General features: G+C 35.6%; 31 protein-coding genes and 1 pseudogene. 6 read left to right on the forward strand and 26 right to left on the reverse strand.

Going from position 1 to position 24,184, the window contains the following annotated elements; genetic code table 11:
* Positions 1-16 precede the first annotated feature (16 nt).
* Entirely contained in the window at positions 17-226 is a 210-nt protein-coding gene (locus LNTAR_RS21680; protein ID WP_007280915.1) for a hypothetical protein, read from the reverse strand.
* A gap of 104 nt (positions 227-330) precedes the next feature.
* On the opposite strand from LNTAR_RS21680, the gene LNTAR_RS21685 reads away from it, so the two are divergent.
* Positions 331-648, forward strand: coding sequence for an HNH endonuclease (locus tag LNTAR_RS21685; protein ID WP_007280916.1), 318 nt, complete (start codon positions 331-333; stop codon positions 646-648).
* 7 nt (positions 649-655) lie between these two features.
* Here LNTAR_RS21685 and LNTAR_RS21690 read toward each other — a convergent pair whose 3' ends face one another.
* The 7 genes from LNTAR_RS21690 to LNTAR_RS21720 form a co-directional block, all read right to left on the reverse strand.
* The gene (locus LNTAR_RS21690; RefSeq protein WP_007280917.1) at positions 656-982 is read right to left on the reverse strand and encodes a hypothetical protein; all 327 of its coding nucleotides are present in this window, start codon (positions 980-982) and stop codon (positions 656-658) included.
* 2 nt (positions 983-984) lie between these two features.
* Positions 985-2,082: a Card1-like endonuclease domain-containing protein gene (locus tag LNTAR_RS21695; protein ID WP_040915573.1), complete on the reverse strand. Its 1,098-nt coding sequence runs from the start codon at positions 2,080-2,082 to the stop codon at positions 985-987.
* A 127-nt stretch (positions 2,083-2,209) separates the two neighbouring features.
* The gene (locus LNTAR_RS21700) at positions 2,210-3,487 is read right to left on the reverse strand and encodes a Gfo/Idh/MocA family protein (protein WP_007280919.1); all 1,278 of its coding nucleotides are present in this window, start codon (positions 3,485-3,487) and stop codon (positions 2,210-2,212) included.
* A gap of 177 nt (positions 3,488-3,664) precedes the next feature.
* Positions 3,665-4,174, reverse strand: a complete 510-nt coding sequence (locus LNTAR_RS21705) for a zinc ribbon domain-containing protein (protein WP_007280920.1) — start codon at positions 4,172-4,174, stop codon at positions 3,665-3,667.
* Between the two features lie 225 nt (positions 4,175-4,399).
* Positions 4,400-5,005, reverse strand: a complete 606-nt coding sequence (locus LNTAR_RS21710; protein ID WP_007280922.1) for a hypothetical protein — start codon at positions 5,003-5,005, stop codon at positions 4,400-4,402.
* 69 nt (positions 5,006-5,074) lie between these two features.
* Complete coding sequence (locus tag LNTAR_RS21715) at positions 5,075-5,284, reverse strand: hypothetical protein (RefSeq protein ID WP_007280923.1); 210 nt, start codon at positions 5,282-5,284, stop codon at positions 5,075-5,077.
* 63 nt (positions 5,285-5,347) lie between these two features.
* On the reverse strand, positions 5,348-5,848 hold the full coding sequence (locus LNTAR_RS21720; RefSeq protein WP_040915575.1) for a hypothetical protein: 501 nt from the start codon (positions 5,846-5,848) through the stop codon (positions 5,348-5,350).
* Positions 5,849-5,957: 109 nt separating this feature from the next.
* Between LNTAR_RS21720 and LNTAR_RS21725 the strand changes: the two genes are divergently transcribed.
* Positions 5,958-7,412, forward strand: a complete 1,455-nt coding sequence (locus tag LNTAR_RS21725) for an IS1380-like element ISLar2 family transposase (RefSeq protein ID WP_007280925.1) — start codon at positions 5,958-5,960, stop codon at positions 7,410-7,412.
* Positions 7,413-7,784: 372 nt separating this feature from the next.
* Here LNTAR_RS21725 and LNTAR_RS21730 read toward each other — a convergent pair whose 3' ends face one another.
* The 4 genes from LNTAR_RS21730 to LNTAR_RS28480 all read right to left on the reverse strand — a co-directional run bounded on the left by LNTAR_RS21730 (position 7,785) and on the right by LNTAR_RS28480 (position 9,088).
* The gene (locus tag LNTAR_RS21730; protein ID WP_007280926.1) at positions 7,785-8,057 is read right to left on the reverse strand and encodes a hypothetical protein; all 273 of its coding nucleotides are present in this window, start codon (positions 8,055-8,057) and stop codon (positions 7,785-7,787) included.
* Positions 8,058-8,153: 96 nt separating this feature from the next.
* Positions 8,154-8,552 (reverse strand): PIN domain-containing protein, encoded by a 399-nt coding sequence (locus LNTAR_RS21735; protein ID WP_007280927.1) that lies wholly within the window; start codon positions 8,550-8,552, stop codon positions 8,154-8,156.
* Positions 8,552-8,797, reverse strand: a complete 246-nt coding sequence (locus tag LNTAR_RS21740; RefSeq protein ID WP_007280928.1) for an AbrB/MazE/SpoVT family DNA-binding domain-containing protein — start codon at positions 8,795-8,797, stop codon at positions 8,552-8,554. The genes LNTAR_RS21735 and LNTAR_RS21740 overlap by 1 nt, the downstream gene beginning before the upstream one ends.
* 141 nt (positions 8,798-8,938) lie before the next feature.
* A complete protein-coding gene (locus LNTAR_RS28480) occupies positions 8,939-9,088 on the reverse strand; it encodes a T6SS immunity protein Tdi1 domain-containing protein (protein WP_007280929.1) in 150 nt (49 codons plus the stop codon).
* 169 nt (positions 9,089-9,257) lie between these two features.
* Between LNTAR_RS28480 and LNTAR_RS21745 the strand changes: the two genes are divergently transcribed.
* A complete protein-coding gene (locus LNTAR_RS21745; RefSeq protein ID WP_007277098.1) occupies positions 9,258-10,424 on the forward strand; it encodes an IS256 family transposase in 1,167 nt (388 codons plus the stop codon).
* On the opposite strand, the gene LNTAR_RS21750 is transcribed toward LNTAR_RS21745, so the two are convergent.
* Together LNTAR_RS21750 and LNTAR_RS21755 are read right to left on the reverse strand one after the other, a co-directional pair.
* Positions 10,421-10,906: a hypothetical protein gene (locus tag LNTAR_RS21750; RefSeq protein WP_007280930.1), complete on the reverse strand. Its 486-nt coding sequence runs from the start codon at positions 10,904-10,906 to the stop codon at positions 10,421-10,423. The genes LNTAR_RS21745 and LNTAR_RS21750 overlap by 4 nt on opposite strands.
* Positions 10,907-10,990: 84 nt before the next feature.
* Entirely contained in the window at positions 10,991-11,344 is a 354-nt protein-coding gene (locus LNTAR_RS21755) for a ribonuclease E inhibitor RraB (protein ID WP_007280931.1), read from the reverse strand.
* Between the two features lie 262 nt (positions 11,345-11,606).
* Here LNTAR_RS21755 and LNTAR_RS21760 point away from each other — a divergent pair, with 262 nt between their 5' ends.
* Positions 11,607-12,494, forward strand: coding sequence for a tyrosine-type recombinase/integrase (locus LNTAR_RS21760; protein ID WP_040914789.1), 888 nt, complete (start codon positions 11,607-11,609; stop codon positions 12,492-12,494).
* Positions 12,491-13,579, forward strand: coding sequence for an IS91 family transposase (locus tag LNTAR_RS21765; RefSeq protein ID WP_007279325.1), 1,089 nt, complete (start codon positions 12,491-12,493; stop codon positions 13,577-13,579). Before LNTAR_RS21760 ends, LNTAR_RS21765 begins: the two co-directional genes overlap by 4 nt.
* 330 nt (positions 13,580-13,909) lie before the next feature.
* Here the strand turns inward: LNTAR_RS21765 and LNTAR_RS21770 are convergent, their stop codons facing one another.
* The 10 genes from LNTAR_RS21770 to LNTAR_RS21820 all read right to left on the reverse strand — a co-directional run bounded on the left by LNTAR_RS21770 (position 13,910) and on the right by LNTAR_RS21820 (position 20,699).
* Positions 13,910-14,488 carry a DUF6940 family protein gene (locus LNTAR_RS21770; protein ID WP_007280932.1) on the reverse strand — a complete coding sequence of 193 codons (579 nt, stop codon included), beginning with the start codon at positions 14,486-14,488 and terminating at the stop codon, positions 13,910-13,912.
* 3 nt (positions 14,489-14,491) lie between these two features.
* Positions 14,492-14,911 (reverse strand): hypothetical protein, encoded by a 420-nt coding sequence (locus LNTAR_RS21775; RefSeq protein ID WP_157473780.1) that lies wholly within the window; start codon positions 14,909-14,911, stop codon positions 14,492-14,494.
* A gap of 575 nt (positions 14,912-15,486) precedes the next feature.
* Positions 15,487-15,996, reverse strand: coding sequence for a hypothetical protein (locus tag LNTAR_RS21780; RefSeq protein WP_007280934.1), 510 nt, complete (start codon positions 15,994-15,996; stop codon positions 15,487-15,489).
* A gap of 77 nt (positions 15,997-16,073) precedes the next feature.
* Positions 16,074-16,361, reverse strand: coding sequence for a hypothetical protein (locus LNTAR_RS21785; RefSeq protein WP_007280935.1), 288 nt, complete (start codon positions 16,359-16,361; stop codon positions 16,074-16,076).
* Positions 16,362-16,418: 57 nt separating this feature from the next.
* Entirely contained in the window at positions 16,419-16,937 is a 519-nt protein-coding gene (locus tag LNTAR_RS21790; protein ID WP_040915576.1) for a hypothetical protein, read from the reverse strand.
* Between the two features lie 48 nt (positions 16,938-16,985).
* Positions 16,986-17,414, reverse strand: coding sequence for a hypothetical protein (locus LNTAR_RS21795; RefSeq protein ID WP_007280937.1), 429 nt, complete (start codon positions 17,412-17,414; stop codon positions 16,986-16,988).
* A gap of 1,035 nt (positions 17,415-18,449) precedes the next feature.
* On the reverse strand, positions 18,450-18,698 hold the full coding sequence (locus LNTAR_RS21805; protein WP_007280939.1) for a hypothetical protein: 249 nt from the start codon (positions 18,696-18,698) through the stop codon (positions 18,450-18,452).
* Between the two features lie 303 nt (positions 18,699-19,001).
* Positions 19,002-19,355 (reverse strand): hypothetical protein, encoded by a 354-nt coding sequence (locus LNTAR_RS21810; protein WP_007280940.1) that lies wholly within the window; start codon positions 19,353-19,355, stop codon positions 19,002-19,004.
* Between the two features lie 318 nt (positions 19,356-19,673).
* Complete coding sequence (locus LNTAR_RS21815; protein WP_007280941.1) at positions 19,674-20,123, reverse strand: hypothetical protein; 450 nt, start codon at positions 20,121-20,123, stop codon at positions 19,674-19,676.
* 87 nt (positions 20,124-20,210) lie between these two features.
* Positions 20,211-20,699 (reverse strand): hypothetical protein, encoded by a 489-nt coding sequence (locus tag LNTAR_RS21820; RefSeq protein ID WP_007280942.1) that lies wholly within the window; start codon positions 20,697-20,699, stop codon positions 20,211-20,213.
* 371 nt (positions 20,700-21,070) lie between these two features.
* Between LNTAR_RS21820 and LNTAR_RS21825 the strand changes: the two are divergent.
* A pseudogene (locus tag LNTAR_RS21825) lies at positions 21,071-22,236 on the forward strand (IS256 family transposase).
* Positions 22,237-22,697: 461 nt separating this feature from the next.
* Here LNTAR_RS21825 and LNTAR_RS21835 read toward each other — a convergent pair.
* Both LNTAR_RS21835 and LNTAR_RS21840 read right to left on the reverse strand, forming a co-directional pair.
* Positions 22,698-23,204: a hypothetical protein gene (locus LNTAR_RS21835; RefSeq protein WP_162026446.1), complete on the reverse strand. Its 507-nt coding sequence runs from the start codon at positions 23,202-23,204 to the stop codon at positions 22,698-22,700.
* A gap of 100 nt (positions 23,205-23,304) precedes the next feature.
* Complete coding sequence (locus tag LNTAR_RS21840; protein WP_007280947.1) at positions 23,305-23,694, reverse strand: hypothetical protein; 390 nt, start codon at positions 23,692-23,694, stop codon at positions 23,305-23,307.
* Positions 23,695-24,184 lie beyond the last annotated feature (490 nt).

Raw genomic sequence — 24,184 nt, forward strand, 5'->3', positions numbered from 1 at the left:
CTCAAAAGCAAAAAGATTAATTTTCTTTTGTGGCTTCTTCGAGTTGTTGGTTGTGTTGCTTGTTAATATTATTGAGATCAGCCTCAGCTTTCTTCATTTGTTTCACCTGATTCTTACCCGTGAGTTGGTCTGCAGTTTGGTCGACACCTTCTGCAGCTTCCTTGCAGGAAAGCAGTGTGAGTGCTCCTAGCAGGCAAAAGCCAAAATACTTTGCTTTTAGTTTCATCTTATAATTCCTTTTTATTTATAATAAAAAAGCCTCTAAATTTGACTATGCAACCTCTGCAGGGGAGCTAAATTTGGGTAATTCGAATTTTACGGAGCAAAAATATGTTTTCTTTTGATGGCTTTTCATCTGCGGATGATCAACATCGCAAGCGCGAAAAAAATAAAGCGCGCGAATTGCGGCAGTCGCAATGGTGGAAGAATCAGAAAGGCAAGGGGTTATGTTATTATTGCAAGCAGGAATTTCATCCTTCTGAATTGACCATGGATCACTTAGTCCCAATTGTGCGCGGTGGCAAGACGACTAAAAATAATTGCGTGCCTTGCTGCCAGGAATGTAATAGTCAGAAAAAATATCACTTGCCAATAGAATGGCAGGAGTATTTACAAAATTTAAATAAGCCTCAAGACGATAAAAAGTAAGTAAAATTTATTTCTTTGAGTCCTGCTTGTTTTTGTAAATTGAGTAGAGAGTTGCCGCAGTCCAAAAAGGCATCGCAGATAAGAACGGAAAAGTTTCGATTAAAGCCGCGGGTAAGTACAGAAACTTAAAGCCGAGTAAAAAACTTAGGATCGCGACCAAAAGCATATTTGCGGGGATTGCAAACTCAGGTGCAAAAGATAAGACAATACTGAGGATGTCTGCGATGATCGCAATGACGATGGCAAAGATAACTTTAGCGGGCTTATTTTGCGCTGCGTCGCTATCTTTTATAACTTGGCCTTGGTGATTAGATATGTTTTTAAATTCGCTCATGCTTATGAAACCTCGATTATTTTATTGAGGTGACTCGCGAAGTTTTTGAGGGCAGTGCCCTGAATAATCGTGATACCCAAATCATGTGCTCTGCGAATGTCGAAATCTTCTAAAGGTCGGTAGGAGGCAAGGATTCCCTTGGTATGTAACCCCGCATAATCGACTAAAGTATCCATCTTGTAGAGTGTTTGAGTGCCTTTGCCTTCACGGGCTAAGTGAGCCGTTTTACATTCCATAAGGTAGAGTTGGTTTTCGTGGAGAAATGCCGCATCGATTTCATTTTTGATGCCTTGCTCATTGCGGATTTCTACTGATATGGCACAATCTTGTACATTGAGTTGTTTCATCGCTAGATAAGCGGCATCTTCAATCCAAAAGCCTCGGCAAAAATCTACAGCTTCTTGGTCGCTAAAAGTGACTGAATTTGAATCGTAGTAAGTGAGTAAGTTAGCGGTATAAAGTTTGCCCATGAGCTCGAGTTGCTGTTCGTTAAACTTCCTGCGATGGCGCATGTTTAAGACGCCATCATCGTCTGCATCGTTCGCTAACTTGTTAAGCAGACCAATCGCTTTTTCAAAATCATCGACTCGCTCAAAAAGTTCATCCATAAGTTCATCATGATGGACCGTTTTTGTCCGAACTAAACTTTGAACTTCCCAGCCGTGTAAGGCAAAGTAATCTTCCAGTTTGATTTGGTTATCTAGATCGTAATAGTCAAAAGCCCCGGGTTCGCTAATCGGAAAAAGATGATCTTTTTCAACGCAAAAGCGAAAGATATCATCATCTAAAAATTCGTAAGCAGCTAAGCACATGAGTTTACTACCACAGGAAAGATTGAGGGCGCATTCACTTGGCTTGACGTCAAGATGGAGGAATCTTTCCTGTAAGCAGCCGAGTTGGTGTTTTTGTGAGAGAGCAAGCATTTCGACTTCCAAACCTTTGTTGAGGCAAAAGTCTCTTTGCATGTTAGCATCATCTTCATGGCTTGGTGAATAGCATAAGATAACTTTTTCAGGGGCAATTTTCGGGTCTAATAAAGGTAGAATATTTTCCATGGCATTTTCATTCACCAGGCAAATATGTATTTTAAATTTTTTCACTCATCCTCCAGTTTTTTTGAAATTACCAGTGTCTCAGCTTAAGTTCAAGTACTCACTCGGAGGGATCTTGTCAAAGCAAGAAAAAAGCCCTCGTTTTAAGAGGGCTTTTTGAATGATGAAGTGCTTTTTAAATGACTTTATAACGTCCCGGGGTTGGGATCTTATAGCTGCCGTCAGCATTTGGTACTGTCGGAGGCGTACCTGTCCAAGTATAAGCATCAGGTGCGAGAGTTTCTTTGGAGTTGAGGGCTTGCTCCCAAGTGACTGTTTTACCAGAGTAGTTAGCCATGCGCCCCATGATGGCTGTTAAAGTAGCTTCAGCTCCAGTGATACCTTCGTTGTAAACTTGTCCTTTATCCAGTGCTTCGATAAGGTGATACCATTCTTGCTGGTGGCCACTGACGCGTTTGCCTTTAAATTTCCAGTCAGTAGCTCCCGTGATCTGGTGCCTTTTGAATTCGCATGTTCCTTTGTCGCCATACGCGATTTCTTCTACCGCATTGTTACAGCCTTTGATGTGGCGGGCCTGGCTAAACATTTGTGTGCCATCTTCATATTGGTATTCCGTACAGAAGTGGTCGTAGATTTCCCCGTGTTCATTCCCTGTACGGACTTGGCGTCCTCCCATGCCACTGCATGAAACAGGGTGAGTGCCCTTCAGCCAGTTAATGACATCGAGATTGTGGATGTGCTGCTCAACAATGTGATCGCCGCAGAGCCAGTTGAAGTAATACCAGTTCTTCATTTGGTATTCCATCTCGCTCATGCCTTCTTGGCGTTTACGAGTCCATACACCACCGCTATTCCAGTAAACTTTGGCATATTGGAAATTGCCGATGTCGCCGTTTTGACAGCGTTGAATTGATTCGCGGTAATCGAACTGGTGGTGGCGTTGTAATCCGCAAGCTAACATCAGACCTTTTTCTTTAGCCAGTTTAGAGGATTTAATAACTGAACGAATGCCAGGGCCGTCAACGGCCACGGGTTTCTCCATGAAAATATGCTTATTTTTACCAACGGCATACTCTAAATGGATCGGACGAAAGTGAGGAGGGGTTGTTAAGATAACGAGGTCACAATCACTATCAATCGCTTTCTTGTAGGCATCAAAGCCGTGAAAGACGTTTTCTTTAGTTACTTTTGATTGGGGGTGGCGACTTAAACGCTTAAATACGGCTTCTGCTTTATCTTGGAAAGCATCGGCAACTGCGACAAGTTGAACGCCTTTACGAACTTTCAAGGCTTGCATTGCCGCACCAGTTCCGCGACCACCGCAACCAATAAGGGCAATTTTTAATGGTTTGTCATTACCGACATTTTTGTTGATCTCAAATGCATTGACTGAAGATGCGGCCCCTAAAATAGTGGCACCTTTTACGAAATTTCTGCGGTTTAATGAATCCATAAGCGTTCCTTTTGTTTATTAAATTAAAGAGTTCTTATGTATATAATTAGCAAAAACTTACGGATCTTGCGACAAAAATAGAATTTTTTAACTTTATTTTTAACTTTGCTAAGGAGTGTGTATGTATTTTCCAAAGCAAATTGGAATAATTACGGCTTCATTGGGGGATTTGCGGGTCTAATCTTTAAGACAGTCTTTGAGCTGTTCTGCCATTTGCCTGGCGTCTTCTTGGTGTAAACCTTTTTCTGTCAGGTCTTCGGAGGCCCCACCAAAAGTTTCTACGAGTAAGCCGCCCCAGATAATACCTTTTGTATACCTGACAGATGCGACTCGTGTTACTTGGATTTCTTGATAGTCGGTTCGTAGGCCAAAGAAACTCCACTTTTTCACATTGATGCGTCCATTAGAGATTTTGATTATGGGTGGGAAGAAAAGTGAAGTAAGACTGCCACCAGTTAAAAAGGCACCCATACGTGTTGCTTGGACCTCTAACTCCAAGGAAATGGCTAATTGCTCTTTTTGGGACGCAGGCTTGTGTTGACAGTGGGGGCAATGTTCTGCGCTATTTGCATAGGGTTCGATACATTTTTCACAGGTTTGAAAATCTTTTGCCATTCTTGTGCAAGCAGGGCAGTAATTAAAGCCTTCATTTGTTTGTGAGCCACAATGGGGGCATAGATAGTTCATGTTTTATCTCGATTTAAATGTTTTATAATTATTCATAAAGAGGGGCAACGCCCCTTAGTCGCCTGGTCAAGGATCTTGCCAGAGGTGGATAAAAAGCATTTGCCCATACGGCAGTATCTTGCAGGTATAGCTCGAGAGGGACAGCTTCCTTCTCGTATGGATCGCATCATGCCTGTGGGTAATCGTGAAATATTTTGTATCCCGAATGAGTGTCTTGATGCTGACCTAGAATTTTTTAAATAGGCTATAAAAAATAAACACAAAAGCAATAGAAAAAGTGATAAATGTTGTGAAGCCTAATCCTACTGACTGATAAAGTGTAATGATAAACTGATAAGTAACTAACTCACCCCCATGACGTTCTAAATCACGGAAGGTCATGTAAAACCACACGCCTAATACAGCAAAAATCACTCCAATAAATAAAGGGATGTTACCTGTACCAGTATGAAATATAACTGCGGAATTATCTTCTTCTGCCTCGCCCACATTAGTTTCTGTAAACGCAAATTCTTTCTTGTTGTGATTCCAATTGCAGCTAGGACAAATAATTTGATTATCAAAAATGCTTTCATCACAATTTGTGCAGTTGATTTTTTTATGTACCTCTAGAAATACCTCGGGAGTGGTGTTTGATTCTTTTTTGCTGGCATTATCTGAGTCCATATTAGGCGTATTTGTATCAGCAGTGACTAGCTTATCCTTTTTGAAAAAGCTAGGAATTTTTAAAAAGTTATCACAATTTGTACAATTGATTTTGATGCCTAGTTGATCCTCCTTAACAATGATCTCGTCATGGCAATGTAGACATTTATGGTAATATGAATCCATAGAGCTTAATCCTTTATTTACTGAGTTTTAATTCACGTTTAGGTGAGAAGCAATGACTTGATTTATACATCATTTTCCTTCATCCATTTTCAAGAAATCTGTAAATGATTTATAGAACTTGAAACCAAGCAGTACGGTAGCTCCAAACCCTACCCAAAAACTAAAGTTGAAATAGAGTTTAATTGTATCCCAATCTTTATTAAATATTTGTCGTTGATAAGAACGATCAGAATCGTAAAGACTATAGACGCCGGCAACTGTGCCCAAGATTATTCCCATGAACACTATGCTTAGCCAATAAATAATTTTATCTTTCAATTTCCCCTCACTTCAATCTCTTGGTTATGATTTTTTCTTTATTAGTTTTATCCCAAATGTATATAGATGATTTTTATTTTTATCTTCAACTGTATAAAAAGTTGTTAAACCTTCTATTCTGAATCGAGAATTACTGCCTAAATAACTGTTGGTTCTGTTAACTTTAGGTTTTGTGAATTTTTTTAGAATGTAATTTACAGATCTTCCTGAATTGTTAATTAAACAATTAAATGAGTATTCCGTATTACTTTTTTGCATTATAAGAGTAAGTGATTCGCCTGATTTATTTTTATAGTTTGCTATAATGGGTTTGAAAGACCCGTTCTTTTCAATAACTCCAATTTGAATATCGTACTGAGCTTTGTTATCAAGTTTAATACTCCAACTATTTATGTTCATAGTTTTTTGTATTTCTTCAGTAGTAAGACTTCTATTTCTAAAATTTGTGGAAATATCGTCTATGGGGTTTAACTGATTATTTAACTTTTTGGTTTGTTCCTTTAAAAGCGTCAATTCATTATTCAATTCTTTTGTTTGAGATTTTAGAGTTTGTAATTCGTTATTGATTTTGTGATTTTCATTTTCAAAATCTTGTTTACTGACGCAACTACATAAGACCTAAGAAGTACGAATTGTGTATAAAAGCTTCACTGGGTGGGTGAAAAGTGGAGTTTGGGTTAAATTAGCTTCGACCAAAAAACCTCAACCCAAAAACCACGTACTTACGATGCCCAAGAAAATCAAAAAAACTAGAAAATCCAAGAAAGAATGTCGAAGAAAAATCAAAAAAATTGGAATCACCACAAACTGCTTAAGTTCTCAAGCAGGATTAGCACCTTTTGTTAATTTCATTAATGGCACAGGTATTTGTGATGAGCTCGCACAGGTATTTAAAGATCTAAGAAAAAGCAAGAAAGGCATAGAGCTTGAAGAAGCTTTTTTACAGCTTGTACTCTTTTTTGCGGACGGTCGTGAAAGTAGTTTAAACACCTTTGATACGCTGAAGGAAAACGAAGCTTGGCAAAAACTTTTAGGCTGTGAAGTTGCTCTAGGTACGGCTGCATTAAAAAGAATCCTTCACAAAGCTTATACAGTAGATGTTGAGATGATTCGTCCTTTAATCCGCAGGGTTTTTCTTAGTGCGCTCAAAGCTAAAAATCCGAATAAAGTCATTCTCTTTCTAGACTCCAGTGTCTACGATAACGACGGCGCTAAATGCCGCGCGGGAGTAAAATGTACCTACAAGAAAAAAGAAGGCTATCACCCAATCAACCTCATATGGGACGGCATGTATATCGATACTTATTTCCAATCGGGTCATTGCTCAACAAATCACGATGGGGTTGCTATTGAGATGTTACAAGAAATCGTACCAATGATTCGTGAAAATCTTGGAGAAGACATTCAGGTCATCGTTCGAATGGATGGTGGTTATTACGATCAAAAGATTTTTGCTGCTTGCGACGCGCTTAAAATCAACTTTATTTGTGCAGGGAAACGCTATTCAGATCACAAAATTCATGCCAATACAAAACTCGAAAACTTCGATGGCGTCTATCGTAAAAAAGCTTGTACTTGGCATTACCTTACTTTTCAAGAACGTCGTAAATCTTGGCCCAAAGAGATGGCGTATCGAGCTTTGTTTTTACGGCCTACAGAAGAGAATGGCGAAGCTTTATTAGGTTTAGAAAGTCGTATTATCCTTACAAATCTTGACGTAAAATCTTGCTCCGATCAAGAAATAATTGATTATGATCATTCCCGCGGAGCTGATGAACTCACTCACCGTGCAGCTAAATATTTCGCAAGTGAGAGGATGCCATGTCTCGACTTTCACGCTAACTCCCTTTGGTACTCAATGGGTATTGTATCCTTCAATCTCTTTCAGATTTTCAAACGCAACATTGCGGGTTTTTCTTGGAACTGCTACCCCACTACGGTACGTCGTAAACTTTTTGATTTAGCAGGAAAAATCATTAATAAAGGACGCTCATTGACACTCAAAATTACCCCATGGAAAATGAGGGAGTTGAAATTTGATCAAATATGGGAGAAATCACTTACGCCTTGGGTTCTTCCTGTTCTTTAGTTGCTGAATATACATTTTAAAAACGGGTGCTTTTCAATAAGCGCCAGGATCCTCACGCCCAAATAATGGATGAAATACACAGAAATCACAATCTGAAGATCGAAAAACTCCATAAACTGATCTCTGGAGCAATGGAGTCAAATTGATAAACGAGATGGACTTCAAGGAGAAAAATCATCCCTTTTGTAATGCCTAAAATAGTCTATACACGCGTATCACGACCTTTGGGAAATAAAATCGTACGATTTAGGTAAGAATGTAGTAATAATTAATGCGGATGTTTTTATCATTTTTATATCTATTATTTTTTTATTTCATAACGTCTGGATTGAGTGATACTCGAGGTACGAGAGTATTCACTCCGATCCTTGGTTAGTCCTTTTTCAGTTCCATTTCTTCTTTTTTAATTTGTTCCATTATTTCTTGTCTTTCTAATTTTTCTTTTTTATGAAATCCAAAACTTAGAAATATGAATGCAATAGAAAATATGATACAAATATAGGTTTCAATAGAAGAGATGAATCCATTGAAATTTATATCATGGTAAATAATTCCTTTTGCTGAACTAATCACCACGATTAATACAAGAATTATTGCTGATATTAAAAAGAAATAGCCTATATAAAGAGTTGGATTCATTTTCATTTTTTATTCTGGACTAACGTCTAAACTGAGTTCGTACTTTCTATTTAATTTGTGATTCACAACGAAAGTATCAACTCCAGTTTCTTGTTCTGCTTTTTATTTCAGAAGTTTAAATAGCTCGTGTTTAGATGCTTTTTTATCAAATGTGATAATGAAACTACATTTGTTATTTTGTGCTGTATGAGCGATCAATAAATCCGATAAATCATAATTATTATTTTTTGAATCAACAACAAATTCTTGTATTGCAGATAAATGCTCAAAGTTTAAAATGGGCATGAGGATTAGTTGATCTAAAGAGTTTATTATATCTTTTCGTTCTATCTCATATACAGAATCTAGAACCCACAATAGTTCAATTATAACTAAAATAGGTACATGTATTTCATCATTCTTAGATTCTGTATCTTTAAATATTTTATATACTTGTTCTGATTGCTTTTGATCATCACCAACTAGAAATCGAACAAGTATGTTTGTATCAACAGCGATCATTAAAACTTGTTTTTAAACCTATTTTTAATTACTTGGTTCATTTCTTCTACAGATACAGCTTTTTGTTTTGGTCTTTTCAAAATTCCGTATAAGTCATCCACTTTTTTTGAGATAGGTCTAATGATTGCTTCACCTTTATCGTTTGCAACAATTTCAATTTTGTCACCTTGATGAAGGTGTAGGTAGTCTCTGATATCTTTCGGGATTGTCACTTGTCCCTTTGTAGTGATTGTAGCTAATGCCATAATTCTTACCTTTGTTTGAATTTCTTACTTTAAGGTAATGCATGTTTCGTATTTTAGCAATGTTTTTGCAGAACGCCCTAGATCACCTGTGCTCGAGGTACGAGAGTATCAGGTGGATCTAATGGTTATGCATATTGCGTGTTATAATTCCCAATAAACTTCCATATCAATTTTTTCTAAATTGTGTAATTCGTCTTTTCCACCTAAATATGGTGGAACTTGATATCCAATAATAAATTCATAATCGGGTTCAATCTGTGATTGGTGAATCCAATCTTGGTAGTGTCCCAAATTTTCTGTAAATTCTGCTATTGCTCTACTTTAAGAGTTATGAATAGCTTCCGAGACTTCGCGAGAATGGGAACTTTCTCGTCGGAGCGAAATTGAGGAAGTTGTTTGTAACTCGGGGTAAAGAAGATGCAGAGTGGTGTTGTACCAAAACAACCCACAAGGAATTATTATGCACCACTCTACACAAGAAAACAGTAGCGTCTTATTAGAAATGATCCAACAAGTTACAGAAAACGGCGAAAGCGGAATGCTTGAAGCGATGAGAGTTTTATTAAATGAAGCGATGAAAGTGGAGAGAAGTAATTCTCTTGAAGCTGATCCATATGAACGTAATGAAAGTCGCTTGGGTTATGCTAATGGCTATAAAAATAAAACTGTAAACACTCGACTTGGAGCAATGAAGCTTAATATCCCTCAAGTCAGAGGTGAAATTGATTTTTATCCAAGTTCTTTGGAGAAAGGCTTGCGAAGTGAACGAGCTTTAATGACAGCTATGGCAGAGAGTTATATTCAGGGGACATCGACTAGAAAGGTGACTAAACTTTTAGAGAAAATGTGTGGTCTATCTGTAAGTAAATCACAGGTATCCCGTGTGGTAACTGAGCTAGATGAGAGTTTAGAAAAGTGGCGCAACCGTCCTTTAGGTAAATATTCTTATCTTTTGGTGGATGCGAGATACGAGAAGGTTAGAGTAGATAAGACTGTTCGAGATTGTGCTTTACTTATTGCCTATGGAATAGATGAATCAGGAAAACGTTCAGTCCTCGGAACAAGTGTTTCTTTAAGTGAAGCGGAAGTTCATTGGAGGAACTTTTTTCTGTCATTGAATGCTCGAGGACTCCATGGCCTCAAGATGATTACCAGTGATAGTCATTCGGGCCTAAAAGCAGCGTTAAAGACTGTATTTGGTTCTATCCCATGGCAGAGATGTCAATTTCACTTACAGCAAAATGCTGGTGCTTATGTCCCTAAGAAAGCTATGCGCTCAGAAGTAGCTCAAGATATTAGAGATATCTTTAATGCACCTTCAAAGCTTGAGGCTGAAAGGCTTTTAAAGCTTACTTGCTTAAAGTATGAAGAAAAGGCTTCACATTTATCTGAATGGATGGAATCTGCACTTCCTGAAGGCTTTTCTGTATTCGATCTCGAGCGTTCTTGTTGGACAAAACTGAGAACGACCAATATGGTTGAAAGACAGAATCGAGAAATTCTCAGGCGAACTAGAACCGTATCTATATTCCCAAATGAAGCTTCACTTCTTAGATTAGCATCCGCTATTCTTATGGAATTAGATGAAACCTGGATAGCTACAAAAAGAGTTTATCTATCTGTTTAACTAAAATTGGTCAACACCAATTTACAGAAACAACGGGACTCTATCTGAATTGTTACTCCAAATAGAGTTTTGTTTTCAAATTTATAATGTACTGAATAATTACCATAAAACACTTTTGCCCATTCAGGAATTTTGCCAAATATAAATTCGGTTCCTGCTTCTCTAAATTTATATTTCAGAGAATTATTTTTAGCATATTCAATTACTTCGTTTATGGAAGTGAAATTTGAGTTCCTTGGGTCCTCTCCTTCAAAAGGATTATAACCAGAGTGATTGACAATATTTAGAAATAGAGTTTTTAAATTCTGATTATTATCAAAAATGAATTCTAAACCCATTTCTTCTATTGAACACCTATATTCATCTTCCATATCTTCATGATTTCTGTCGTACATATAGATGACTTCTACATCGTATGTTTCGAATAAATCGACTAAAAAATCTGATTTAAGATTGGTTCCAATTATATCTGTATATTTCATTTTATTAATGCCTAACGTCTGAACTGAGTAGTACTTTCTATTTAAAATTTGACCCAAAACGAAAGTATCTACTCCAGTGATTTGTTAGATATTTTCTTTTTTATTTTGTAATTCAGATCCCCAACCGTCATACTCTAGTCCAAAAATTTTTCCTATGCATGCAACCAATCCTGAAACTGAACATAGTATGTTTTGATTTATTGGCATTAAGATATGGATATTGACTCGATATTGTTGGTCTACTTCTTGAATAGTGGTTTCACCATATCTGTTATCATAAATGAAGTCTCTCGCAGTTTCAGCTTTTTGCTTATCATTTGTTACAAGGGTAAAATCAACCATTCTAGGTATGTCAAAGTTGTCACCTTTTTCATCATTACTGATCAATAAGTCTGTGTCACTTTTTGCGGTGTCTAATAATAATTCTACTATGCTCATTGTTTTCTATTTATTTATCTAACGTCTAGGATGATTTGTACTTTCTATCTAAATTGTGACTCACAACGAAAGTATCAGATCGATCCGTTTGTTGAACGAAGCCGCCCTGCGGCAGGCTGTGCTTGTGTAAGTCATTTTCTCCTCTTGTCAAAACTTTCCTCGGTGCCTTTTAATTTGTAGTTTGGTCTTCTTTTACGGTAGTTTTTCTCTGTAGCTTATCAAGGACACAGTTTTGTGTTCTGGCTTAATTAAACGGAGAAAAATGATGAATGATTCATTCCAAAAATATTATAGAGCGATGCAATTGGAGCTTAAGCTCCAAGCTAAGGCAAAGAGTACAGTGGACAACTACTTGCGAGCTTTGCGTCGCGTCAATGATTTGATTGCTTCGCCTCTTGATCAACTTAAAGAAGAGGAGCTCAAGCTCTACTTTTCTGAATTGGTGGATACTTATTCCTGGAGCACGGTGAAGATGGATCGCTGTGCCCTAAGTTTTTTTTATCAATACGTGCTCAAGCGCGAGTGGAAATGGCTCGAAATTGTTCGTATCCCCCGAGTAAAATCCTTACCCGATATCCTCAGCCAAGATGAAACTTTACTGATTTTGTCTCATTTGGAAAAAGCTCGCTATCGAACTTGTCTCACAGCAATTTATTCCATGGGTCTACGCATCAGCGAGGGTGTGAGAATTCAAACAGGCGACATTTGCAAGGATCGCATGCGTTTACATGTGCGCAATTCCAAGGGCTACAAAGACCGTCTCGTTCCCTTGCCCCAAGTGACTTACCAGATGCTAAGGGATTACTGGGTGATGCACCGCAATCCGCTACTGCTATTTCCGCGTTATGCCGGGAAAAGTCGTAGCAATTCCAAAACGACTTTGCACATGGATAAGGGCGGGGTGCAGTCGGCCTTTAAAGCGGCTTTGGCTGATAGTGGCCTCGCCAAACAGGTGTCGGTGCATTCCCTGCGTCATTCCTATGCAACACATTTGGTGGAAGCGGGAGTGAACTTGCGAGTAATTCAAGAAATCCTCGGTCATAGTTCTCCGGCAACCACGGCGATTTACTCTCATTTATCAAAACCCGTGATACAGGACTCCGATGGCATGATCAACAAATTGATGCAGCGCCTAGGAGCTCTGCGATGATGGATTTAGTCGAGCTCAGCGAAAGATATTGGGACGAGCTGAGTTCGACACTTGATCAGGATCAGAGACGCGCTTTTAAGGCTATGATGAATTGCCGTCAGCAGAGTGCAGGTGGATCTTACTATGCCTGCACGAGTTGTGGACATGTTCATTATCACTGCCGATCTTGCGGAAACCGCTTCTGCAGCCGTTGCCAAAACCATCGGGCGAGCCAGTGGCTTCATCGACAAAAACAGCGTCTCTTGCCATGTCCTTACTTCATGGTGACCTTTACTCTGTCGAGCTCTTTGCGTGCCATTCCAAGATGGCGACGAAAAGAGATGTTTGATGCCTTGTTCATGGCCTCAAGTCAAGCTCTCAAAGAAATGTGTAAAGATCGTCTTGGTGGTGAATGTGGCATGATTGGCGTTCTGCATACCCATGGGCGAGACTTGTGCTATCATCCTCATATTCACTACATCGTTCCCGGGCTCGTACTCAATAGTCAGGAAAAGCTCTTACGAGTGATCAAGAAAAATTATCTCGTCAACAATAAAGCTTTAGGCGCATTGTATCGTGGTAAATTTCTCGCAGCCTTAACTGAGCACAAAATTGGCTTCCAATCCTCGCTTTATGCAAAAAAGTGGAATGTGGATTGCCGAAGTGTAGGCCAAGGGCTTCATGCCCTCGAATACCTTAGTCGCTACCTCATGCGAGGTGTAGTTTCAGAGCAATCCTTGTCCGAAAAAGAGGATAAAGTTCGACTGCGGTATAAGGATTCGCAGACCAAGCGGATGGACTCCAAAGATTTTGGACCCGTGGAGTTTTTACAGCGCCTCGCTCAGCACGTCTTGCCAAGGGGCTTCCATCGCGTGCGGGAATACGGTTTTCTCGCTCCTGCAGCCAAGAAAAAACTCTTTCTTATGCAGAACTTACTGGAAGTCAAAATTCCCAATGATCCTCCGCCAAAATTACCTGCGCTACGCTGCAGTCTTTGTCAGGGCATTATGCTGCCCATTGGCCGAGTCATTAGTGAAGGACGTCTCAAGCAAGAATCTTTAGTGTCAGTAGGGGCACGCTCGCCGCCTATAGTTTCAATCTCCTAAGTTTATTCATTAATTTTTTCAGTACAAAACTTTGGGTCATAGATCCCCTATGCCCAAATTTGAGGAATTTCAGTATAAATGCCCTTCAAAAAATCTTTCGATTGCGATTAATCCTAGGAAAAGACTCGACCTTCACAAAAGTAGTGAGTCCATCTAGTCAAACAGGCGTATCCATTGCCTTTTTTGGGGCAAAATTGACCCCTTCATCTCCCTCAGGCTAAAAAGCTAAATACATAGGGGGGGGTCCGAGCATGGGGCTCGTCCAACCATTGATTAAGATTCCGGCTACTTTGGGTTCCATTTAATATCAGCGAAATCTAATCTTATTCGTTAGATTTGTTTATATTTCTTGTATCTATAATACTTTGGACTTTTATCTATTCTTATATGTAACCAATCAACTCCTCCTCCTGCAGTACTTATCCATATGTTTGAAGAGCCTATTGAGTTTAGTACAGTATTACCAACTATTTTAAATAATTCATGAATTTGATTAAGGGGTCCTTTTCTAACAAAGTTTGCGATATGTGAATGAATATCTTGACTCGAAACTTTGTTAGGTATGATTAGTTGAGAGGTCTTGCTCAAATTTAGGAAAGAAATGACTTTTTCTTTATTCATGTTCATATGTTCATGAAATGGTAATTCGTCCTGAGAGTTACTGAGCTCAGGAGAATTGACTAAAACAAATTCAAAAGGCTTATCATTAGATGATGAATTAACTACTGGTGTTTCAAATCTATATGATCTGAAATTAGATTTTTGTAAGACTTCAATGAAAATAGTTCTGAAATTTATATCTGATTTTAATTTTTGAAAAAATAGCTTGTAATTAAGTGCTTTTCCAAAATTCATAACTTTATAAATTTCTATTTTTTCATTTTGTTTTTCTTTTACAAATTCAATCATTTGTTATTCAAATTTTTTAAATTTAACTTTATCTAGTTTCAATAAATTATGAAACTCAGAATATGTTCCTAAACTTTTCCAATATCTGTTAAATACATATTTTTTTACTTCATAGTCATCATTAGAACAGTCAACAATTAATGCAGTATCTGCACCATAACCAAACCAACCAATAATGATAGATTCATTAGGGTTGTCTACATTTAAAAACAGTTTTACCCAATCTTCATTTTTTATGTTGTCTAGAATTTTTGCTTCCTCTTTCATTGTGACAAATGGAGCTGGATTTAAAATTAAATTTCCGCATTCTTCGGGGAACATTTTTAAAAGTTTTAGTTTTGTAGTAACTCCTTCTAATGTGAAATCATATCGGGGCCATTTACAGGACTTTAGTAATGATGTTAATTCTGGTGGATAATTCATTTCTTATTACAATCTAACGCTGAGGATGAGCTGTGATCTTAGTACGGATCGGAGTGATGAGTTTCGCGTAGCGAAACCATCAGTTCGATCCGTTGGTTCTGTTTTTAAATGTTGAGTGAATTTGCTTTGTTTGTATTAGTTTTGTTGATAATTAATTTTCCAGATTCATAAAACAGCATAAATAAAGAAATAACTGCTATGACTACTGGCCATAAATAAAAAAATAATAAACTAAATGGAAATAGGACCACTATATAAACAATATGATAGACTAGAGTGAAACTCCATAAAATTATATTTAGTTTTTGAGACTTATTATTTAGAAAAATGATTAACCATGAAAACCATATTAAATATCCCAATATGGTAAATAAGTTTATTATAATTATGGATGGGGGTATTTCTCCTGTAAGAGTTGAATCAATGATTGACAACCTTGATGCCCAATAAGTACCGATTAAAAAAATGATTAATGGAATGTATTTGATTGCTTTCATTTATTATTCAACAGAACGTCTGGATTGAGTTGGATTCGAGGAACGAGAATCTCAACTCCGATCCTTGGTTCGATTTTTCTATTCAATTATTATTATATAGCGTTTACTGGCTTCTTTTAAATCTGTCCCAGGTTCTACTGGTATACCTGCAGGTACTGCCTTCATGTCTTTTTCCATGATAAATACTGGTAAATCATATTTTTTAATAAGTGTTCCAGTTACTTTTATATCTTCAAAATTTATTTCTCCTTCGATCCAAATAGTTGAAGTAGAATTTGAAATGGCATTTCCCAACTTCCATCTTTCTATTGTTCCTGAAAAAGAAACTTTTTGATTTAAATACATATCTAGATTTTTCCGGTCTAGTTTTGAAATGTCAGTTGCTTCCTTTGGTAAAAGTACGTCACTTGTTGTCTGGTCATTAAAATACATTTTCATACTTACGCCAACTTCTTTAAGGTTGTCGACCGCTTCCTTTTGTTTCTCAGGCGTTTTTACAGTTTGTTGTTCTTTGCAACTACTGAACACTATTGTCATGATAATAAGTGTATGTGTGAATATTGTGAAATATACGTGTTTTGTTTTCATTTTTTATTTCCAATCGAACGTCTGGATTGAGTGATACTCGAGGAACGAGAGTATTCACTCCGATCCTTGGTTAGATCTTATTCAGTTTCCGTTAAATCCGATAAGATGTTTATAAACTTTTCTTTATTAAATGACTTATCTTCATCCATATATTTCATGAACGCTTTTTGAAAGATAATAAGATCATTTAATTTCTCTTCTATGACTTCTAATTGAGCATCTTGTTTTCTATCATGTTTAACACCTTTACGACTTCTGATGTCTATTTTTTCTAGCTCATAGCTATATGCCATGTTATTTCGAATGTGCTCAATATCAATTCTTTGTGAAAACTCATTGTCTAATATGTAATTCCATATACTCATATTTCTTTCCTCCTTATTTTATTTTGATCTAACGCTGAGGATGAGGGAGATCGAGCCTTAGCGAAGATCTTCCTTCGATCCGTTTGTTATGTATGATTTCTTATAATACTGTTTTTCTATGATTGTATGATCATCTATTTTATAAATTAAGATCACATCTTTTTGTAATTTAAAACAAATTAAATTGTCTTTTTCCATTTTATATATGGTATTATTTATTGACATTTGATCCATAATCTTTTTCAAAGAAATAACTAAAGATTGATTAGAGTTTTTATCGAAATCGAAATATGAAAATTCGGGAATGTTCTCTGTGTATAATGATATGATATTTTGTAGGTTTATATCTCTTTTTAGTAAGTTCAAAATTTGAACTAAAGATTCTTGTTCTCGACTAGATACTTCATCTGTGTCTTTGGTTAGGTTTTCAAAGCCTTCAAGGTCAATGCTTTGAACTGTAAAATGAATCTTATTTACTTCATGTTTATATTTTGTGAATTCTTTTTTCTTTGGGTACAAAACTAAAAAATAAGCTGCTATTAAGCATATTAATATTGATGGTATTACTAATTTCATTTTATTACATAACGTCTGGATTGAGTGATACTCGAGGAACGAGAGTATTCACTCCGATCCTTGGTTAGACTTTTTCATTTTAGATAGAACAGGAGTAAATAATATTAAAGCAAAAATACAACCAGAACAAATTGATGCCATTTCGTTAATTAAAGTAGATGCAGCATGTTCAACTGTTGGGCCTAAAATCGGGTATATGCAAAATAAACCTACAGTCGAAATTATATATAAGCGTTTGCTCCATGGTTTAAGTAAATATAGTCCAATCATACTGATTAAATAAGTAATGATGAATGAAAGACCCCAATAGAGTGAAAATTCATCTTTTGTCGTCATTGGTAATGCGGTTTGCGAGTCTAGCCAATTCTTAAGTTCTTTTGGTAATGAATTTTCCAAATAGAATCCCACGATTAGACCTAGGATTATAAGAATAAACTCTAAAACAACAAGTGATTTTAAGATTTTGGTATGATTCATAATTATATTTTGTCTAACGCTGAGGATGAGCTGTGTAATTATGTGGATCGAGATGATGAACTTTGCGTAGCAAAGTCATCAGTTCGATCCGTTGGTTCTGTCTGTTTCTTTTTTGATTTCATAATGATGAATAAAATTAGATTTATAATTAGAACTGCACTTACTCTTGTTGTTGTAGTCCATGTTTCATATGTTCTGAAATCAATTTTATCTGGTGGAGGTCGTGACCATATATGAAGTGTTTGTAGATAACCATATAACAAAATAAATATTGAATGAATATGAATGAGTAATTCTTTTTTAAGGATGAAATATATAATCCAATTTATGAATGATAATATAATGACTGCTATCCCAACAAATCCTCCTGTTAGCAGGACTTCCATAATTAAATTGGAATGATCAAACATTGGTTTTGAAAAACCCTTAATTAAATACGGCACCAAAAAAAGTATTGAGATTAGGTAGATTAATTGAATGAGTTTTTTATTCATTTTTATATTCGACAGAACGTCCAGGATGATTTGTACTTTCTATCTAAATTGTGACTCACAACGAAAGTATCAGATCGATCCGTTTGTTAGTATTTTTTCTTTTTCTTGTTTTTTATTTAAAAATTCTGATCATTATCAGATCAGCATTTCTGATTCAATTTAGCTCTAAAATTATAGGTTCAGATAATTCTAAATTCGTGCATCCGCGATTCTGGGATTCTCGTTTCTATCATCTAAATTTATTATATACTAACGTCTAAACTGAGTTGTACTTTCTATCTAAAATTTGATTCATAACGAAAGTATCAACTCCAGTTTCTTGTTAGTATTTTGTCTTTTTCTTGTTTTTTATTTAAAAATTCTGATCATTATCAGATCATTATTTCTGATTCAATTTAGCTTTAAAATTATAGGTTCAGATAATTCTAAATTCGTGCATCCGCGATTCTGGGATTCTCGTTTCTATCATCTAATTTTATTATATACTAACGACCTAGATCACCTGTACTCGAGGTACGAGAGTATCAGGTGGATCTAATGGTTATAGTTTAGGGTTTATCTCATTTAGTTTTTGTCCATCAACACTGATAACAATTGCTTCTGCTGAGTCTAACCACCCAATATTTCCATCATTATCACAGACACAAATCATTGTGTTTTGACCTTCATCTGTTTCTGGAATTGAATTACCAAAGAACCAATGAGGTTTTGCTGATTGATAAGAACCAAAACCAGTCCCTAAAAGGATATACGTTTTATCAGTTTGTTTACTTCGTACGATTGTGGCCATTTTTCATTCCATTTTAATACTATAACGTCTAAACTGAGTTCGTACTTTCTATCTAAAATTTGATTCACAACGAAAGTATCAACTCCAGTTTCTGGTTAGTATTTTTTTTCTATTTCTTGTTTTTTATTTAAAACTTCAGATTCAATTTGTTCTAACAAATTCTTGGTTCAGATAATTCTAAATTCATGCATCCGCGATTTATTGGATAATCGTTTCTACCATTAAAATTTATTCTATACTAACGCTGAGGATGAGCTGTGTAAGATTGAGGATCGAGATGATGAACTTTGCGTAGCAAAGTCATCAGTTCGATCCGTTGGTTAGGATATTTTCTTTACTCATTATCCGTAATTTATATGTCCCGCCTTTATATGTGAGGGTTAAATTTTTATCATCTCTTTCTATAATTTCTAATTTATAGATAAAGAATGGAAAAACTGGAAAGTTTGTGTAACAATAATTGTCATCAAAGGCGATATAATCAAAATGCATATTTTGTTCAATTAGACCAGATTTTTTAATAGTCAGTGATGTTATTTTATACATTTCGTTGAATCTTTTGGCCTGCTTCAGAATGATGAATTTTCTCCCCCATATTACATATGCTAGGATACCAAGAGCACCAAATGCTGATTGGAAAATTTGTATAGTTGTCATTTTTCTTTTATATCCTAACGTCTAAACTGAGTTCGTACTTTCTATCTAAATTGTGACTCACAACGAAAGTATCAACTCCAGTTTCTTGTTAGTATTTTTTCTATTTCTTGTTTTTTATTTCAAAATTCTGATCATTATCAGATCATTATTTCTGATTCAATTTAGCTCTAAAATCATAGGTTCAGATAATTCTAAATTCGTGCATCCGCGATTCTGGGATTCTCGTTTCTATCATCTAAATTTATTATATACTAACGTCTGGATTGAGTTGGATTCGAGGTACGAGAATCTCAACTCCGATCCTTGGTTAGGTAATTTCTATTCAAAAAATTTATATAATCCATATAAACTAAAACCAATAATTAAGAATATTAAAATTCCAGATATGATAAAAAATAATTTATCTTTTAACGATATTGTATAATTCTCTAAATCTACGATTGGAGCAATTGTCATTATTTTAGAAAGTTGTTCAGTAATTTCGTTATCTACATATAGATCATTACTGTTATAATCATGGACAACGAATACAGACGTTTTTACTCCCTCATGATAGAATGCATTTTCTAAATGCTGAAAATGCATTTGAATGTTTTTATATGAAATAGTACCATCATAAGACTGTGATTTTTCTTGGTTCTCTAAGGTTTCTTTAGTAGTTATTGCTGTAACTTTGATTGTTAATCCCAAAGATATGATCTTTTCTTTTAAAACTTCAAAAGGTTCTATTTCAGTTTCAAATTCTCTAGTGGCTTGAGGTATTGTCATTTTTTATTTTTACCTAACGTCCTAGATCACCTGTGCTCGAGGTACGAGAGTATCAGGTGCATCTAATGGTTCTACACTTTATTTCTGTTAAAAATTTTCATTATATTGATATGAATCATCTTTGGTAAATCTTCTCCACAGAAGAGTAAACCAATCTCTTAATCTTCTAGATGATTTAACACATTCTATATCTATGAATCTATTTTGTTTTGTTGCATTTCTTAATAAGTTGGTTAAAAATATTTTTGTATCTGAATAACCTTCTAGTTCATATGAATTATCATCAGAATAATGAGAACTTCCCAAATATATTTTGTCTTTATATTCATCTTCTTCTCCCATAGGTCTTGGAATGCAAGCATGTGCAGTTTTGTCTTTCGAGTCTGTAATTGAAATACCAACACTTCCTCCATCTTGCCAATATGAAAATTGTATGTCTTTATATGGAGTTTCTAATGAAGATAAACTGGGATGAACTTTTTCCATATTCGGTTTAGAATAGGGTCTAAATGTCCATAATGTAATAATCAGAACACTGATTAATATGATCTTATTTCTGTTCAATTTTTTATTCATGTAGAACGTCTGGATTGAGTTGGATTCGAGGAACGAGAATCTCAACTCCGATCCTTGGTTAGTGCTTATCTTCTATTCGTTTTTTTATTAGTTCAGATATGTTTTCTTTATAAATTTTGGGATCGATACACACTTTGTTTTTCCAAGTATCTTGTTTATGAATTAGAACAATTGATTTATGATTGATAGGGTAGTGTCCCAAATTTTCTGTAAATTCTGCTATTGCTCTACTTTAAGAGTTATGAATAGCTTCCGAGACTTCGCGAGAATGGGAACTTTCTCGTCGGAGCGAAATTGAGGAAGTTGTTTGTAACTCGGGGTAAAGAAGATGCAGAGTGGTGTTGTACCAAAACAACCCACAAGGAATTATTATGCACCACTCTACACAAGAAAACAGTAGCGTCTTATTAGAAATGATCCAACAAGTTACAGAAAACGGCGAAAGCGGAATGCTTGAAGCGATGAGAGTTTTATTAAATGAAGCGATGAAAGTGGAGAGAAGTAATTCTCTTGAAGCTGATCCATATGAACGTAATGAAAGTCGCTTGGGTTATGCTAATGGCTATAAAAATAAAACTGTAAACACTCGACTTGGAGCAATGAAGCTTAATATCCCTCAAGTCAGAGGTGAAATTGATTTTTATCCAAGTTCTTTGGAGAAAGGCTTGCGAAGTGAACGAGCTTTAATGACAGCTATGGCAGAGAGTTATATTCAGGGGACATCGACTAGAAAGGTGACTAAACTTTTAGAGAAAATGTGTGGTCTATCTGTAAGTAAATCACAGGTATCCCGTGTGGTAACTGAGCTAGATGAGAGTTTAGAAAAGTGGCGCAACCGTCCTTTAGGTAAATATTCTTATCTTTTGGTGGATGCGAGATACGAGAAGGTTAGAGTAGATAAGACTGTTCGAGATGTGCTTTACTTATTGCCTATGGAATAGATGAATCAGGAAAACGTTCAGTCCTCGGAACAAGTGTTTCTTTAAGTGAAGCGGAAGTTCATTGGAGGAACTTTTTTCTGTCATTGAATGCTCGAGGACTCCATGGCCTCAAGATGATTACCAGTGATAGTCATTCGGGCCTAAAAGCAGCGTTAAAGACTGTATTTGGTTCTATCCCATGGCAGAGATGTCAATTTCACTTACAGCAAAATGCTGGTGCTTATGTCCCTAAGAAAGCTATGCGCTCAGAAGTAGCTCAAGATATTAGAGATATCTTTAATGCACCTTCAAAGCTTGAGGCTGAAAGGCTTTTAAAGCTTACTTGCTTAAAGTATGAAGAAAAGGCTTCACATTTATCTGAATGGATGGAATCTGCACTTCCTGAAGGCTTTTCTGTATTCGATCTCGAGCGTTCTTGTTGGACAAAACTGAGAACGACCAATATGGTTGAAAGACAGAATCGAGAAATTCTCAGGCGAACTAGAACCGTATCTATATTCCCAAATGAAGCTTCACTTCTTAGATTAGCATCCGCTATTCTTATGGAATTAGATGAAACCTGGATAGCTACAAAAAGAGTTTATCTATCTGTTTAACTAAAATTGGTCAACACCAATTTACAGAAACAACGGGACTCTATCATTGATAGTAGAATCAAATATGTTGATATCATTAATGTTTATCGTATGAAATTTACCTTTGGAAATAAAATCATCATTAATCAAAACTGTGGGTAAAATAACAGATTTATGTTTTCTGTTTAAATCTAGTATAAGAAATATTGGTCCCGATAAGATGAAACACATAAATGCTATATCAATATTGTCAATGGATGGGTTATTAACTGTTATGAAATAGAAATAGAATATATAGCTAAAAGAACCAAAAAGCGCTGACTTTATATTAGCTTTGAGGAAGAGGGTTTTATCTGCTGTGAATTTCATATTTTATTATGCACTAACGTCGAGGATGAGCTGTACCAGATTGGCGTGAAAAATGCTCCGCATTTTGAGTGCCAAGCTTAGGTATCAGTTCGATCCGTTGGTTATACTTGGTTTTAATTTTTATTAAGCTCAGATTTAACTTCATTGGCATTCAATTCAAAAACAATTTTAAACATATCAAACCTTTCTACTAGATCTAAACCATCTTCTGTAGCTATTGCACTCATTTTATGAATGTCAGTTCCAGTCTTTTTTAAATTTTTATACTTTAGGTAAGTATGGTGTTTCTTTAGTTTCCATTCGCCATTCATCCAACAAATACTGGTAAATGATCCTTTTAAAATTTCTTTTTCTTGTAGCTCTTTCATGAACTCTGCAGGAGAACAAGTTTGCTTATAATCTTCTGAAAAGAAAACACCTTTATTATTGAGTTCTAAAACTAGTTCTAGAAGTTCTGTGTTTTGATAATCATGACAATCTAATTCTGAATACTTAATTCCCATACAGTCATCAAATATGGATACTATGTTTATTCCATTTCCCTTTAACATCGACAGATCACCTTTTAATCTTATATGATCTGCCATTATGATGGGAATATATGCGGGTAGTTTATTCATTTTTTTTATTGTATAACGTCTAAACTGAGTTCGTACTTTCTATCTAAATTGTGACTCACAACGAAAGTATCAACTCCAGTTTCTTGTTAGGTATTGTTATTTATTGCTTTGGAGGAGGAGGAGGTGGTGGAGGTGGTGTTTCTTTGTTTTCTGTATAATACGTGATTCTTGCGATTCCTTTAAGTTCATTCTTAATTGTTTCACAGCGTCTAGAAAAATAGTCTTGATTTATAGATTCAAGTTTACCAATATGGAGGTGATTTATTTTTTTATGTTTTTTTATATAAGCTACTAATTCATTTATATTTTTTGTTCGATAAATCACTTCGCCAGTACCGTTACCTTTGCGATAAACAATTTCAAAATGATTAAGTTTTAGTGATGCATATGGAATCATTAGATTATATTTCAAATTTTGAAAATCTATGAACTCATCATTAGCATGCAATGATGCAGAAATAGTTAAAAGTAGTATTAATATTTTATTCATATGAGTGTTTTATATTGATTACCTAACGTCTAAACTGAGTTCGTACTTTCTATCTAAATTGTGACTCACAACGAAAGTATCAACTCCAGTTTCTTGTTAGATCTTTTCTTTTTTACTGTTGATAATAAGACTAATTTTTCTTTTTTATTGCTGATTCCGCATATACTTGGAATCGTATTTGATGCACAATTTGCGTTCACTTTTGGTGAATTGCTGACTTCGCATTTACTCAGCTTAATTCTGTGATTCCAAGAATAAAGTGAGTTGCTAAGTAGATGACGTAATAAGATAAAATATATTTTAAATTTATTCTGATCTAACGTCCAGGATGATTTGTACTTTCTATCTAAATTGGGACTCACAACGAAAGTATCAGATCGATCCGTTTGTTAGTTTTAGTCTTTTATTTCTGATTTCTATATTTATAAAATTCTATCATTTGAGATAAATAATTCAGATCTGATTTTGTTCTAAAATTCTCTTAATTCAG

Origin of the sequence: Lentisphaera araneosa HTCC2155 (assembly GCF_000170755.1) — a bacterium.
GTDB lineage: Bacteria > Verrucomicrobiota > Lentisphaeria > Lentisphaerales > Lentisphaeraceae > Lentisphaera > Lentisphaera araneosa.

Excerpts from the sequence above, each read along its gene's own strand:
- LNTAR_RS21680 (WP_007280915.1), bottom strand. The coding sequence starts at position 226 with ATGAAACTAAAAGCAAAGTATTTTGGCTTTTGCCTGCTAGGAGCACTC.
- LNTAR_RS21685 (WP_007280916.1), top strand. The coding sequence starts at position 331 with ATGTTTTCTTTTGATGGCTTTTCATCTGCGGATGATCAACATCGCAAG.
- LNTAR_RS21690 (WP_007280917.1), bottom strand. The coding sequence starts at position 982 with ATGAGCGAATTTAAAAACATATCTAATCACCAAGGCCAAGTTATAAAA.
- LNTAR_RS21700 (WP_007280919.1), bottom strand. The coding sequence starts at position 3,487 with ATGGATTCATTAAACCGCAGAAATTTCGTAAAAGGTGCCACTATTTTA.
- LNTAR_RS21705 (WP_007280920.1), bottom strand. The coding sequence starts at position 4,174 with ATGAACTATCTATGCCCCCATTGTGGCTCACAAACAAATGAAGGCTTT.
- LNTAR_RS21710 (WP_007280922.1), bottom strand. The coding sequence starts at position 5,005 with ATGGATTCATATTACCATAAATGTCTACATTGCCATGACGAGATCATT.
- LNTAR_RS21715 (WP_007280923.1), bottom strand. The coding sequence starts at position 5,284 with ATGGGAATAATCTTGGGCACAGTTGCCGGCGTCTATAGTCTTTACGAT.
- LNTAR_RS21730 (WP_007280926.1), bottom strand. The coding sequence starts at position 8,057 with ATGAAAATGAATCCAACTCTTTATATAGGCTATTTCTTTTTAATATCA.
- LNTAR_RS21735 (WP_007280927.1), bottom strand. The coding sequence starts at position 8,552 with ATGATCGCTGTTGATACAAACATACTTGTTCGATTTCTAGTTGGTGAT.
- LNTAR_RS21740 (WP_007280928.1), bottom strand. The coding sequence starts at position 8,797 with ATGGCATTAGCTACAATCACTACAAAGGGACAAGTGACAATCCCGAAA.
- LNTAR_RS21745 (WP_007277098.1), top strand. The coding sequence starts at position 9,258 with ATGCACCACTCTACACAAGAAAACAGTAGCGTCTTATTAGAAATGATC.
- LNTAR_RS21750 (WP_007280930.1), bottom strand. The coding sequence starts at position 10,906 with ATGAAATATACAGATATAATTGGAACCAATCTTAAATCAGATTTTTTA.
- LNTAR_RS21755 (WP_007280931.1), bottom strand. The coding sequence starts at position 11,344 with ATGAGCATAGTAGAATTATTATTAGACACCGCAAAAAGTGACACAGAC.
- LNTAR_RS21760 (WP_040914789.1), top strand. The coding sequence starts at position 11,607 with ATGATGAATGATTCATTCCAAAAATATTATAGAGCGATGCAATTGGAG.
- LNTAR_RS21765 (WP_007279325.1), top strand. The coding sequence starts at position 12,491 with ATGATGGATTTAGTCGAGCTCAGCGAAAGATATTGGGACGAGCTGAGT.
- LNTAR_RS21770 (WP_007280932.1), bottom strand. The coding sequence starts at position 14,488 with ATGATTGAATTTGTAAAAGAAAAACAAAATGAAAAAATAGAAATTTAT.
- LNTAR_RS21775 (WP_157473780.1), bottom strand. The coding sequence starts at position 14,911 with ATGAATTATCCACCAGAATTAACATCATTACTAAAGTCCTGTAAATGG.
- LNTAR_RS21780 (WP_007280934.1), bottom strand. The coding sequence starts at position 15,996 with ATGAAAACAAAACACGTATATTTCACAATATTCACACATACACTTATT.
- LNTAR_RS21785 (WP_007280935.1), bottom strand. The coding sequence starts at position 16,361 with ATGAGTATATGGAATTACATATTAGACAATGAGTTTTCACAAAGAATT.
- LNTAR_RS21790 (WP_040915576.1), bottom strand. The coding sequence starts at position 16,937 with ATGAAATTAGTAATACCATCAATATTAATATGCTTAATAGCAGCTTAT.
- LNTAR_RS21795 (WP_007280937.1), bottom strand. The coding sequence starts at position 17,414 with ATGAATCATACCAAAATCTTAAAATCACTTGTTGTTTTAGAGTTTATT.
- LNTAR_RS21805 (WP_007280939.1), bottom strand. The coding sequence starts at position 18,698 with ATGGCCACAATCGTACGAAGTAAACAAACTGATAAAACGTATATCCTT.
- LNTAR_RS21810 (WP_007280940.1), bottom strand. The coding sequence starts at position 19,355 with ATGACAACTATACAAATTTTCCAATCAGCATTTGGTGCTCTTGGTATC.
- LNTAR_RS21815 (WP_007280941.1), bottom strand. The coding sequence starts at position 20,123 with ATGACAATACCTCAAGCCACTAGAGAATTTGAAACTGAAATAGAACCT.
- LNTAR_RS21820 (WP_007280942.1), bottom strand. The coding sequence starts at position 20,699 with ATGAATAAAAAATTGAACAGAAATAAGATCATATTAATCAGTGTTCTG.
- LNTAR_RS21835 (WP_162026446.1), bottom strand. The coding sequence starts at position 23,204 with ATGAATAAACTACCCGCATATATTCCCATCATAATGGCAGATCATATA.
- LNTAR_RS21840 (WP_007280947.1), bottom strand. The coding sequence starts at position 23,694 with ATGAATAAAATATTAATACTACTTTTAACTATTTCTGCATCATTGCAT.